This is a genomic window from Cyclobacterium lianum, assembly GCF_900143075.1.
In the GTDB taxonomy this organism is placed as follows: domain Bacteria; phylum Bacteroidota; class Bacteroidia; order Cytophagales; family Cyclobacteriaceae; genus Cyclobacterium; species Cyclobacterium lianum.
On record NZ_FRCY01000025.1, the window covers coordinates 19,902 to 31,901 of the forward strand.

The 12,000-nt window shown below is 45.5% G+C and carries 6 protein-coding genes and 1 pseudogene; 4 read left to right on the top strand and 3 right to left on the bottom strand.

The genetic code is table 11. From position 1 onward, the window contains the following. Window positions 1-60 precede the first annotated feature (60 nt). On the bottom strand, window positions 61-3,009 hold the full coding sequence (locus BUB19_RS23415) for an FAD-binding and (Fe-S)-binding domain-containing protein (RefSeq protein WP_073098295.1): 2,949 nt from the start codon (window positions 3,007-3,009) through the stop codon (window positions 61-63). Window positions 3,010-3,142: 133 nt separating this feature from the next. Here BUB19_RS23415 and BUB19_RS23420 point away from each other — a divergent pair, with 133 nt between their 5' ends. The 3 genes from BUB19_RS23420 (at window position 3,143) to BUB19_RS23430 (ending at window position 6,710) form a co-directional block, all read left to right on the top strand. Further along, entirely contained in the window at window positions 3,143-4,117 is a 975-nt protein-coding gene (locus BUB19_RS23420; protein ID WP_245802940.1) for a phosphotransferase, read from the top strand. Beyond that, window positions 4,104-5,384, top strand: coding sequence for an ADP-ribosylglycohydrolase family protein (locus BUB19_RS23425; RefSeq protein ID WP_073098299.1), 1,281 nt, complete (start codon window positions 4,104-4,106; stop codon window positions 5,382-5,384). The genes BUB19_RS23420 and BUB19_RS23425 overlap by 14 nt, the downstream gene beginning before the upstream one ends. A 249-nt stretch (window positions 5,385-5,633) precedes the next feature. Next, window positions 5,634-6,710, top strand: coding sequence for a fatty acid desaturase family protein (locus tag BUB19_RS23430; protein ID WP_073098301.1), 1,077 nt, complete (start codon window positions 5,634-5,636; stop codon window positions 6,708-6,710). Between the two features lie 142 nt (window positions 6,711-6,852). Here the strand turns inward: BUB19_RS23430 and BUB19_RS23435 are convergent, their stop codons facing one another. Then, window positions 6,853-8,454 carry a RagB/SusD family nutrient uptake outer membrane protein gene (locus tag BUB19_RS23435; protein ID WP_073098303.1) on the bottom strand — a complete coding sequence of 534 codons (1,602 nt, stop codon included), beginning with the start codon at window positions 8,452-8,454 and terminating at the stop codon, window positions 6,853-6,855. Window positions 8,455-8,467: 13 nt separating this feature from the next. Beyond that, window positions 8,468-11,377, bottom strand: coding sequence for a SusC/RagA family TonB-linked outer membrane protein (locus tag BUB19_RS23440; protein WP_245802941.1), 2,910 nt, complete (start codon window positions 11,375-11,377; stop codon window positions 8,468-8,470). A gap of 394 nt (window positions 11,378-11,771) precedes the next feature. Between BUB19_RS23440 and BUB19_RS23450 the strand changes: the two are divergent. After that, window positions 11,772-12,000, top strand: a pseudogene (locus BUB19_RS23450) (IS5 family transposase); the annotation flags it as partial.

A 12,000-nucleotide genomic window follows, 5' to 3' on the forward strand; every position in this document is an offset into this window, starting at 1 on the left:
CAGGCCTTTTTTGGTATTTGACTGAATAACTGCGCTTTGAAAAAAAGCTGCAAAATAGATTTACCTTTTCAAAGCGTCATACAAAATCTCCACAGGATGCCGGGCCTTTCTCCCGGTACCATCCGCGATCTGATGGCGGCAGCTGGTGCCCGGGGCGGCTATCAAGGTAGCTTCCTCGGCATCCCTTACCGCCGGAAACAATACCATTTCCCCTATCTGCATGCTCAGGGCATAATGCTCCTTTTCATAGCCAAATGATCCCGCCATACCGCAGCAACCGGAGGGAATCACCTTCACTTCGAAATTTTCCGGCAATTCCAGTATTTTTTTGGAATAATTGACAGAGGAAAGTGCCTTTTGATGGCAATGCCCATGGAGCCTGATCTGCTTTTTCTCATCAGTAAAATCCCGACTGTCAATATTTCCGGCAATAAATTCCTTGGCAAGAAACTCATCTATCATTTCGCAGTGAAACTTCAGGGATTTGGCCTTTTCCCGCAATGGTTTGCTCACCAGCCTTGGATATTCGTCCCTGAAACTGAGTATGGCCGAAGGCTCCAGACCCAGCAGGGGTCGGTCGGCATCTACAAGGTCAGCAAATATTCCTACGTTTTTATCTGCCATTTTCTGGGCATAGTCCAGCAATCCTTTTGACATGGCTCCCCTGCCACTTTCGGCATGGTCTACCATTTTCACTTCATAGCCCAAATGACGGAGCAGCTTGATGGCTTTGATACCTGTGGCCGTGTCGTTGTGGTTGGTGAATTCATCACAAAAAAAGTAGATTGTTTTGATGATTTCCTTTCCTTTCAACCGGCTATATTCCTTCTTATACCACTGCCGCAGGGATTGCCTGCTGATGGCAGGGAGATTGCGCTCCGGTGCTACATCGAGTAATTTTTTCAATCCTGCCCCCGTGGTCCCGTTAGACAGGAAAAAATTGGATATACCCGGAACCAGACTTCCCAAACCGTTCAATTTATTGATATAGGCAAAGGCTCTGGATCTAAGGGGTACTCCATTGGATTTGTGGTACTGGTACTGAAATTCCGCTTTGAGAGTAGCCATGTCTACGTTGGAAGGGCACTCAGAGGTGCAGCCTTTGCAGGACAGGCAGAGGTCCATCACCTCTTTTATTTCGGGATGATCAAAAGGGTTGGATTTATTGCTCCTGGTCAAAAACTCCCGCAAGGTATTTGCCCGTCCACGGGTCGTGTCCTTTTCATAGCGGCTGGCCTGGTAGCTGGGGCACATGGTCCCGCCGCCCGAATTGGGCAACTTCCGGCAATCACCGGAACCGTTGCATTTTTCAGCCATGCGCAGGATCCCGCCTACAGCACTGAAATCAAACTTGGTTTGGTGTTCGGGAGTTACCATATCGGGCTCGTACCGCAGGGAGGTATTCATCGGTGGTGCATCAACTATCTTACCGGGATTAAAAATTCCCCTGGGATCCCATGCGGCTTTCACCCTTTTGAAAAGCTCATAATTCTCCTGCCCTACCATCATGGGAATGAAGGCAGCCCGCACCCTTCCATCTCCGTGTTCTCCGCTGAGGGAGCCATGGTATTTTTTGACCAGTTTGGCGCTGGCTTCACTGATTTGATAAAACTCCTCAACATCCTTGGCCTTTTTAAGGTCCAGGATAGGCCTGAGGTGGATCTCTCCTGCCCCTGCATGGGCGTAATACACCGGCTCCTGCCCGAAATCCTTCATGATTTCGGCAAATTCATCAATATAATTGGCCAGATCGTTTATATCCACCGCTGTATCCTCTATACAGGCCACAGCTTTTTTATCGCCTGGTATATTGGCCAGCAGGCCCAACCCTGCACTTCTGAGCTCCCAGGCACTGCTGGTCCGTTCCGGCCCAATAACCGGATAGGCATATCCCAGTCCAGCGTTTTTGAGCGCATCCACAAATACCAGGCCCTGTTCCCGTGCTTCAGCTATGGATTTCCCTCTAAACTCCACCATCAGGATAGCCTTGGGATCTCCCTCAACAAAATCCCGGTTTTTGCTTTGCTCCACATTCTCCTTGGTGCAATCCAGAATGATTTTGTCCATCAATTCCACCGCTGTGGGAGCCTGTTTCATGGCTACCTGCGCGGCTTTCATACTGTCATGTATGCTGTCAAAATGTGCCGCAACGACGATATCATAGGGGTCTGGCAGTGGATCCAGATGGATCTTTATTTCCGTAGTGATGGCCAGCGTACCTTCGGAACCACACAGTAACTTACAAAAATCAAAAGGAGCATCACCTCCGGCAAAGATTTCTGATTTCAGGAGATAATCGACTGCATACCCGGTATTCCTACGGTGTATGCTGGGTTTTGGAAAATGCTCCCTGATGTTTTTTTGCGTTTCCGGTTTACTGAGTTCGTCCCGAATATGCCGGTACAAGGCACCCTCCATGTTTTCCTGCCGGCATTTCAGATCAAAATCTGAAGCGCTCAGAGATTGAAAGTTTGCCTCCGAGCCATCGCTGAGAAGTACATTGAGTTCGAGTACATGCTCCCGGGTACTGCCGTAGACAATGGAGGTGGTACCACAACTGTTGTTCCCCACCATGCCACCGATCATCGCACGGGAGGCTGTACTGGTAATGGGACTGAAAAAATATCCGTGATCCTTCAGGAAATTGTTCAGTTCATTACGTACTACGCCCGGCTGAACGCGGATCCAGCCTTCATTCTTGTTGAACTCGATGACCTTATTCAAATATTTGGAAACATCCACTACGATGCCTTCACCTACACACTGCCCGGCCAGGGAGGTTCCTGCAGTGCGCGGGATCAGCGAGGTACCGTTTTCCGTAGCAAATCGGATCAGTTTTTTGATATCGGAGGTATTTTTCGGCAGGGCCACGGCGAGCGGAAGAGAGCGATAAACAGAAGCATCCGTCGCATAAAGGGTTTTCATCAGGCTATCAAAATGCAGCTCACCATCCAGCTCTGAGGATAGCTGAGATAAAAGTAAATTAAAGTCCTTGGTTTGATTACTCATGGTTCAAAAATATAACAGTTAAGGCTAGAAATGAACTCCACACCGGGATTTTATTTCAGAATAAGTAGCCTCCATTCAAATATGGTTTCTATTTTTGGATATCCTGAATCTTAGCTTTTCATGAATACGAAGAATGATGTTGTTAAAAAATCCGCCAGACCAGGCACAAATTGAATATTTACGAAAAACGGGCATATTGCACCCGGATGAGGGGCTAATCAGCAGTGAGAAAGCCGGTGAAGGGAACATGAATGTTACCCTAAAAATAAATACCGAAAAAAGGTCTATCGTTTTGAAGCAATCCAGGGATTATGTAGTCAAATATCCGCAGGTACCTGCCCCCAGAGAACGAACAGGTATAGAATATGCCTATTACAAGGTCCTTTCCAAAAATAAACTCCTGGCAGGCTATTCACCCAAAATTCTTGCCTTTGACCAGTCCAACTGGCTGATGGCCATGGAATTTCTGCAAAATGGAAAAGATTACCTCTCTATCTATAAACAACCTGAATTATTGGACGTGGAGCAGGTAAATGATTTACTCCTCTACCTCAAAAACCTTCACCAGATCGCCCCGGCAGATTTTCCTGAAAACCGGGCCATGCGCGAACTCAACCACCAACATATTTTTGTACTCCCCTACCAGAAGGATAACGGTTTCGACTTGGATCAAGTCCAACCAGGCCTGCAGGACTTGTCTGAGATCATCAAAAAAGATAAAGCTCTGCTGAAAAAAATTGACCTGCTGGGAGAGAGGTACCTGGGGCCGGGCACCTGCCTGATCCACGGTGACTTTTACCCCGGAAGCTGGTTACAAACGGCCAGGGGGATGAAAGTCATAGATGCAGAATTTGCCTTTATGGGAGACCCGGAATTTGATCTGGGAGTAATGCTTGCGCATTTAAAGATGGCCGTTTTCCGGGATGACACAATCGATAAAATCATCGGGTCCTATCCATTAAACAGCCATCTCCTTGCTCAGTATACGGGCGTGGAAATATTACGGCGCATATTTGGATTGGCCCAGTTGCCCTTATCCCTTTCACTGGCCGAAAAAGAAACACTCGGCCAACATGCCATTCATCTCCTCATCAATGAAAAATTTTAACCCCTTCTTTTTCCTTTTCTTGTGTTATTGTATTGGTGCTTGCAGCACAGACCGGCAAGCACAGGAAAAGCCCCTAAAGCCAAAAGAATCCCCTGTACCTTTACTAATCGAAAAGGATGAACTTGAAGACAGGGTAAAAGGCATGCTGATCGGAAGCGCTATCGGTGATGCCATGGGAGCACCGACTGAAATGTGGAGCAGAGAGGAGATCAAGCTCGAATACGGCTGGGTCAGCCAATTGGAGGATATGGTCAGGGAGGTTTCTCCGGAGGGGACCTGGAAGGTCAATTTGCCCGCAGGAGGAACTACCGATGATACCCGCTGGAAAAAGCTGGTCTTCGAGTACCTGCAAAAGCAAGACGAACTCACTCTTGATCCCTTGCAGTTTTCCGCACATGTTCTGGCGGAATATGAACGGTATTTTGAGGATTTCAAAAAACTGCGACCAGATCAAACCGAATCCCTGGAGTATGCCAATCTCCGGGTACTTTGGTTGCAGGAATGGTATAAAGTGTCCCTGGCCTTGCAGGAAGATGACCTGATGGCCTATCAGCAGGCACTGGGCAAATTTTATGGAGGAGAAATGGTTTGTGCGGGCTTGCTATATGCGCCTGCAATTGGTCTACTGTATCCCGGACAGCCGGAAATGGCCTATGAACAGGCCTTTAACCTGAGCCTTTATGATTTGGGCTATGCCAGGGATATCAGTGCTTTGTCGGCGGCCATGACTGCAGCAGCCATGACGGCGGAGAACAGCCCGGAAAAGGTGCTGGAAATCCTGCGTAGCGTGGATCCCGAAGGCTATTTTAAGAGCCGTCTGGTGGGCAGGAGCAGCTATCGCATCCTGAAAACCGCCCAGTCGATTGTGGAGAAAGTAAAATCCAGTCTACAGATTGATAATGCACCGGAGGGTGGAAACCCGGCTACAAGCGAAAACATGCAACTTGCCTTTGCACTTTTGGACCAACACTTACAAGACATGCCTTTTCATGCCGGAGAAATTCACCTGCAGGTACTGACGGCCATGTTGTTTTGCGATTTTGATTTCGAGAATACACTTATTTTCCTGGTCAATTTTGGGCGGGACAATGATACTACGGCTGCAGTGGCGGGAGCCATCCTGGGAGCTTTCCATGGGTTTGAAAAACTGCCCGAGACCATGAAAAGTCAGGTCATCGGGGTAAATAAAAACCAATTGGGAATTGACCTTACCGGATTGGCAGAAAAGCAGGTCGCACATATTTTAGCGCTTTACGGAGTGAAATGATATTTTCCCACCGGTTATTTGATGAACCCTTCTAAAGGTAATGCCCTAAGGACCAAATTTCTATTGAACGAAAATCTCAACCATTCGACTTCACTACAAATATCCTGAAATTTCGAAGCTGCTTTGCAAAAAACCAACGATAGTAATTATTTTTTAAAGATTTATATTTTTTTAAATTATTTACTAATATTTTTTGTTTTGATTATATAAAATTTAGAAAACCATTAATTTGGATAATTATTTATTAATATGCCATTATCTCTAAAATTCATTAATAAAAATAATTCAACCTTTTTCGGTACTGTAAGGGAAAGAGTAGATGAATATTTTGATACCAATGCCATCTCGAAGGGGGCCAATCGAAAAATGGTATTCAAAACAGTCACCTATCTGGTATCTTTTGTAGCCTTGTACCTTTTCATTTTACTGGAATTATTTCCTTCATGGGTATCGTTGTTGCTGGCAATTGCTTTAGGTATGAATATGGCATTTATCGGTTTTAATATTTGCCATGATGCACTGCATGGTTCCTATTCTTCAAAACAATGGGTCAATGGGGCCTTGGGATTTACTTTTAATCTTATCGGTGCAAACGTGTACGTCTGGAAAATAACCCACAATAAAATCCACCATACCTACACCAATATTGTAGGGCATGACGGGGATCTTGAAGTAGCCCCCGGCATTGTCCGGGTTTCTCCTGAGGAGCGGCATTATTTCATTCACAGGTTTCAACATATCTATGCCTTCTTTCTGTACGCACTTGCTTCAATATCCTGGTTCTTCCGGAAAGATTATAAAAAGTTTTTTCAGAAGCGAATTGGAAAACACCAAAACAAACACCCAAGAATTGAATACTTTAATTTGTTCTTCTATAAGCTCATCTACTACACGTTGTTTATCATTCTTCCGCTGGTTTTAATGAAAATAAGCTGGTGGCAGTTTCTGCTAGGTTTCCTGGCAATGAATTTTGCCGAGGGTCTGGTATTGGGACTGGTCTTCCAATTGGCTCATCTGGTGGAACAAACCGAATTTCCCAATCCCCGGTCTGGTGAAAATATTGAAGAATCCTGGGCAGAACATCAAATGAAGACTACTGCTAACTTTGCCCGCCATAGTCGTCTGACCAGCTTTTTGTGCGGAGGCTTAAACTTACAGGTAGAGCACCACCTTTTTCCGAAGATTTGTCACATTCATTATCCTCAGATTTCAGGAATAGTCAAAAAAACAGCTCTTGAATTTGGTTTGCCCTATCACGAAAACAAAAGTTTTGGAATTGCCCTTAAATCCCATTACAGGTTTCTGAAAAGTGCTGGAAAAAAATGAGGTTGTCTGCCATGCAAACAACCTCATTTATTTCGCAATCAGCGCATCTCTAAATGCGCAGCAGCAGTTTACTTTTTACGTTTTTTACCTAAAATACTATTTACAAGGGTATGTTTCAGGATCTACCTGCTGCCTGATCGGATCAATAACCGGGATTTTGTTCCAGCCCCGGTTCTACCCTCAGGCTGTTTTCATGAAAAGGCCACCTGTAGTTGTGTGGCTGAAAAGAACGGTCTTCTATCTTAAGGGAGACCATTTCCCCATCCTCCATTCTGGTATGTCCCAGTGCCGGCTGATTCAATACCTCATCGGCTATTTCCCAGCGAATGATATCCTCATATCTCAAACCTTCTCCGGCAAATTCAATTCTTCTCTCATTCCGGATCAATCGAATCCAATCTTCCTGGCTGAAGTTGGCATATTCCGGACCGGTGACATCAGCTACCGACATGTCCAGCCCTGCTCGTTGCCTTACCATATTGATCGATTCCAGTGCTAAATCATCGATATCATTCATCATGATTTTTGCTTCTGCATAGCTGAGCAGTACTTCTGCGTAACGAAGCAAGCCGAAGTCAAAATTACCCCCTGATCGGAAAGCATCTGCCTCAGAGACATATTTCTTAAACCAATAGCCTGATTTGCTTGCCCGCTGATTTTCGAAATACATGGGGTTATTGGCATTGTATATGTCGATGGGTTCTCCATAAAAGTCATCTCCGTGTCCCATGATAGATTGCTCATACCTGGGGTCACGGTTGAGATTTGGATTGAGTTCATACTCTTCCTCTGTATGCAGCGGGCATTCGGAGATAGGTCTGCCCTGCAAGGTCCAATACGAATCTACCAAAGATTTCAAAGGAACCACATAAGATTGGCCGTTTCCTGTACGGTAGTGTGGACCAAGGTCCCTGAAGGAATTGGTGGCCCGGTTGCCATGACTCTGCCGGTCGAAATGCACAATTACTTCGTTATTGGTAGAGGCACCCTCATATTGAAACAAATCTCCGTAATCAGGATAAAGGGAATATTTGTTACTGTCCATGATTTCCTTTGCCAGCCGCGCCGCCAGTTCATAACGCTCGTTGTATAACGCATAACGCATGGTCATTGCCTTGAACGAGTAGCGGTTAAACATGTACTTGTCTGAGGTATATTCGTCGGGTGGTAGTCTGGAAGCAATATCGTCTGCCAACGGAAACAACTCATCCAGTATCTCCTCTTTTGGCGTGATGGGCTGTAATGCATCAACAAGGTCCGCGGGCTGCAGGTGGAAGGGCACATCGCCCCAGCGAAATGTCAGCTTAAAGTAATGCCAGACCCGCAGGGCTTCCAGAATACTTTTGTATTTCGTGCGCACAGCTTCATCTTCCACATACGGAATATCTGCATTGGCGACAAAGGTATTGAGTCTTCCCAGATGCTTCATCTGCAACTCATAATAATACAGAAATGCCTGTGTTGTGCTGTTGATGTTGCCATTGGCAATACGCTGGTGGTGGTGTCCATCCACCCGGCTGTAGGCATTGTCAGATTTACCTTCTTCCATGTAAAATAGCGTCTGGTGTACGCCTGGATTGGTAAAAACGTCCAGATAACTACTGTAAACCACCCTCCTGAGGTCTTCTTCGTCGTTGAAAAACTCCACAAAGGATGTAGCAGTAGGATCCGTCTTGTCCAGCAGCTCGACGCAACCGGTAAGACTGCTTCCTGCAAGTAATATAATGATCAATAATTTCTTCATGATTTCCTTTTTTTTAATTAATGGTGGCTTTAACCCCTAAACTAAATGTTCCCATTCTTGGATAATTGCCGTTACCTCCATCTCTCTCAGGCTCCAGCCCTTCCCAATTTGTGATGGTGATTGCATCCTGAGCATTGAAGTAAATCCTGACACTATTGATATTTCGTCCTATTCTTGGAATGGTATATCCTACCTGAAGCATTTTCACCCGGAAGAATGCGGCATTGCTTAACCACACATCACTCAAAACCGCATTGGGGCTGGTGCCGGTCCACACCCTTGGGAACCTGCTGTTTGGGGTCTCCGGAGTCCACCGGTTTTCCATGTAATAAGACCTGGGAGCACCGAGATTATTGTTTACACCGTCCATCAAAACCGGATATCCCTCCAATCCATTGAGTCTGCCCAATCTTTCGCCTACACCCTGTCCAAGAAAACTAAAATCCCAACGCCTGAAGCCCAGATTAAAGTTGATGGAATAATTCATGTGGGGGAAGGGGTCTCCCAGATTCCTTTTGTCTTCGTCATTGATGACGCCGTCACCGTTCTGGTCTACGTACCTGATATCTCCCGGATAGGTATTGGGTAGCTTTGCATCTGCAGCATCCACCTCTTCCCAGGACTGGAAATAGCCATCACTCTCATATCCAAAGTAGTTGTCAATGGCGATACCCTCATACCAAATCATATCCTGATTGTCCTTAAAAATCAAGGTATCCGCCCTGCTGTACCCGGCTTTCAATACGCGGTTTTGGTTGTCAAAAAACATACCACCAATACTGTAATCTACCTCTCCTACCCGATCTGCGTAATTGGCCGATAATTCAAAGCCCTTGTTTTCCACCTCACCGATATTCACCGAAGAAGTCAGGTAATAGGAACCTGTCAGTGGAGGAACCGGAAAGTCCGAGTAGATAAGATCGTAGGAATACTTGTGGTAGTATTCAGCCGTAAAATTTAATTTATTGTTTAACGTAGTCAGGTCAACGGCAAAATTGTATTGCCTTTGCTTTTCCCAGCTAAAATCCGGATTGGGCACCCGCATGGTCCAGCCCCAGGTATTCACCACCTCTTGCCAGAGGTAGGGAGCGACGTTTTCGTTTCCGATCAAACCCAGTGAAGCTCTGAATTTAAGACTGTTAATAGAGCCGGAACTGATCAGACCACTCATAAATGACTCGTTATGGACGTTCCAGGCGAATGCACCGGATGGGAAAAACCCCCACCTGTTTCCCGGCGCAAACTTACTACTTCCATCTGCCCTGGCTGTTCCTTCCAGCAGATACCGGTTATCAAAGGAATAATTTACCTTGGCAAAGAAAGAAGCTTTGGAAAATTCCCGGTAGTCTGTGTAGGTGTTGTTCATGATCTCGGTTCCTCCCAAAATATAGATTTTGTCCTGACCAGCCCGCAGGTCATTTTCATAGTTGATCATGGCCCGGGCCGTAATCTGGCTTTGACTGACTCCCTGCGATGCACCTACCGAATTGCCCCAAATCTCAACAGGCTTGCCATCTCCGTCAAAAAACTTGTAGGTCAATCTTTTGTATTTTTCAGCAGACTTATTGATGAGATAGGAAACGTTTCCTTCTATGCTCAGTTTGTCGTTGATAAAATACTTGGGCCGCAGGTTGATGGTGCTTCTGTCGTGCAGCGCATTCCAGGATCCGCCATGATTGATTGAGGCCAGTGGATTGATATTGTTGTGCAGGATATAGTTGTCCTGAAGCTCTGAATCATAGAAAATCTGTTGGGTAGGATTCATCCTCCAGGCCTGCTGGTACAATCCATGGCCATTGGTGTTGGCATTTAGCCGGTCTACCTGCAAACGATGGGCATAAAAATCTGCCTGAAGTACAAATTTGTCAGCTATATTGATGTTTGTATTAAATCTTGCCGAAAATTTCTCAGATCCCTCAAGGCGGTTCATGCCATTTTCATTCAGGTATCCCAGCATCAGGTTAAAAGTACCTACGCCTCCCCCACCGGAGATACTCGCAGAGGTATTGTGTGAATAAGACTGCCGTTGCATTACTGATCCCAGCCAGTCTGTATTCGTATAGTTGCCATTTTCGGCTGCCACAATATCTTCTTCTGAAAACAACTCTGATTGTCCCTGGTGGCTCCTGGCCTCGTTATTCAATCGCATATAGTCCGCAGATCCTACAAAATCGGGCAAATCTATGGGGTTGTGCAAGGCCGCCCAGGAGTGCAGGTTGACCCTGAATTGTCCGGTAGTTCCTCTTTCCGTTTCGATGATGATAACGCCGTTGGCTCCCCGTGAACCATAAAGTGCGGCCGATGCTGCATCTTTCAATACCGTAATATTCTTCACCTGATTCGGGTCAATATCGGTAAGCGATTGTTCCATGCCATCGATAATGACCAGTGGCGACGCGTTTTGCAGTGTACTTATACCACGGATGGATATGGTACCCGGCACACTACCAGGCAGGTTATTGCCCTGCATCAGGGTAACTCCCGGAATGGTACCGCTAAAAGCTTCTTCCAATTTGAAAATGGGGCGACTTTTGATCAAATCCATATCCAACTCCTCCACGGATGAAGCCAGGTGCTGCCGCTCTACTTCGCTAAATCCTACCACCACTACTTCATTGAGGTCCATGCTGTCCTCCTGTAGTGTGACGTTGATTTCGCTGGTGCCCTCTGTAGCGATTTCCTTACCCTTAAATCCCACCATATTGAAAATCAGGGTGGCTTTACCACTTACTGCTATCTCATAGGATCCGTCCAGGTCGGTAGTAGTACCTACCGTCGAACCCTTGATCAAAACCAAAACGGACGGTATGGGTTCGCCGGATTCATCTGTCACTATACCGGTAATGGTCCTCTGCTGCCCATAGGCCTGAGCCATGGAGAAAAGGAGCATCAACAGTAAAAACATTCTATTTTTAAACATCATTTAAATTTGTTTTTAGTAAAACTTTTATAACCAAATATTTTCTAATTTAAATTATTAGAGAATGAATGAAATGGACGATAGGGTACTTCTACCCCATATTTTTCTATTTGAGAATGAGATTGACATTATTTCATCCGGATACCTCCTTTCTAAATTACAAACGACTGATAGCTAAGTACAAATGGGGCAATTTTAACAATAAAATGGCCGTTTTAAAGGTAAGTAAAAAACCAATTCTGAAAAATCCAATTATAATAAATATTCGAAAATTTACAATAAACTAATTTTGAATTGTAAATTTTATTTAGGGTCTGCTTAGAAAATAAAAAAGTGACGTTTTAGCGGTTTTTAGAGGTTTTTTTCACAAATTAAGGGTGTATAAGTGCAAGTAACTATGCGAAAGACCACCAAAAGGCGTGCACCACGCAGCGAATATACCAGCCCAAACCAGCTTTCTCTTTCAGGATTTGAGACACCATTCTATAACCAACTGGCCCCATCCAACCGTTGGGTGGTACTCAGTAAGCAGATTCCCTGGGATGATCTGGTCAACATGTATAGCAAACGAAACCCGCCTAAAGCAACCGGAAGGCCTGCCCTGAATCCAAGAGTCTTGATCGGAG

Coding starts and splice junctions, on each gene's coding strand:
- BUB19_RS23415 (WP_073098295.1), bottom strand. CDS start 3,009: ATGAGTAATCAAACCAAGGACTTTAATTTACTTTTATCTCAGCTATCC.
- BUB19_RS23420 (WP_245802940.1), top strand. CDS start 3,143: ATGATGTTGTTAAAAAATCCGCCAGACCAGGCACAAATTGAATATTTA.
- BUB19_RS23430 (WP_073098301.1), top strand. CDS start 5,634: ATGCCATTATCTCTAAAATTCATTAATAAAAATAATTCAACCTTTTTC.
- BUB19_RS23425 (WP_073098299.1), top strand. CDS start 4,104: ATGAAAAATTTTAACCCCTTCTTTTTCCTTTTCTTGTGTTATTGTATT.
- BUB19_RS23435 (WP_073098303.1), bottom strand. CDS start 8,454: ATGAAGAAATTATTGATCATTATATTACTTGCAGGAAGCAGTCTTACC.
- BUB19_RS23440 (WP_245802941.1), bottom strand. CDS start 11,377: ATGATGTTTAAAAATAGAATGTTTTTACTGTTGATGCTCCTTTTCTCC.